This is a genomic window from Mesorhizobium sp. M7A.F.Ca.MR.362.00.0.0 (assembly GCF_004023175.1).
Lineage (GTDB): Bacteria > Pseudomonadota > Alphaproteobacteria > Rhizobiales > Rhizobiaceae > Mesorhizobium.
Map to the genome: position 1 here is coordinate 1 of NZ_RZTF01000768.1, position 795 is coordinate 795.

Below are 795 nucleotides of genomic sequence, written 5' to 3' on the forward strand. Positions count from 1 at the left end.
CCCCCGTGAAGCGGGGGAGAGGAACCGCCAATCGCGAAGGCGTATCAGGCCGCCTCGATAAAGCGGATGACGGTCTCGCCATAGTTGCGCTCGTCCAGCACGGAAAAGCCGGGGCCCGGCTCGAAGGGCGCCACTGCCGCCTCTTCGACCACGCACAGCGCGCCAGGGCGAAGCCAGCCGCCGGCTTTCGCCGACTGCAAGGCGCGCTCGCCAAGGCCCTTGCCATAGGGCGGGTCGGCAAAGACGAGGCCGAACGGCGCCAGCGTGCCCGCTTCGCCAAGGCCGGTGGCATCGCGGCGGAAGATCTTGGTGCGGCCGGTCAGGCCGAAGGCCTCGACATTGTCGCGGATCAGGCCACGGCCTTCGGCCGATTCCTCGATGAAGACGCCATAGGAGGCACCGCGCGACAGGGCTTCCAGCCCCAGCGCACCGGTGCCGGCGAACAGGTCGAGCACGCGCGCGCCGTCCAATTGCGCGGCAAAGCGATGCGCCAGCACGTTGAAGACCGCCTCGCGGGTGCGATCGGTCGTCGGCCGGATGGCGTCGCTGCGCGGCGTGGCCAGCGGACGCCCGCGAAACTCACCGCCGACGATCCGCATTACTTGCCCTTGGGGCCGCCGCGCGGCCGCTCACCGCGTGTGCTGGTCGGACGGTCGCCGCGCGGCTTGCCGAACGGCTTTGCGCCGGCCGGTTTACCATAGGTCGGTTTGAACGATGCCTTTCGCGCCTTTGCTTCAGCGGCCTTGGCTGCGTCTGCATCGGCCCTGCCCTTGCCGATCGGCCGCGCGCCCGGTG

Annotated in this window: 1 protein-coding gene and 1 pseudogene (1 of these 2 only partly in view); both read right to left on the minus strand. The window is 70.2% G+C overall.

All coding sequences use genetic code 11. The features are described 5' to 3' along the window. Window positions 1-44: 44 nt before the first annotated feature. Complete coding sequence (gene rsmD / locus EOC06_RS37550) at window positions 45-599, minus strand: 16S rRNA (guanine(966)-N(2))-methyltransferase RsmD (RefSeq protein WP_128310134.1); 555 nt, start codon at window positions 597-599, stop codon at window positions 45-47. Further along, window positions 599-795, minus strand: a pseudogene (locus EOC06_RS37555) (RNA pseudouridine synthase); its annotated part runs 378 nt beyond the window's last position; the annotation flags it as partial. The gene rsmD and the pseudogene EOC06_RS37555, both read right to left, overlap by 1 nt.

Excerpts from the sequence above, each read along its gene's own strand:
- rsmD (WP_128310134.1), bottom strand. The coding sequence starts at position 599 with ATGCGGATCGTCGGCGGTGAGTTTCGCGGGCGTCCGCTGGCCACGCCG.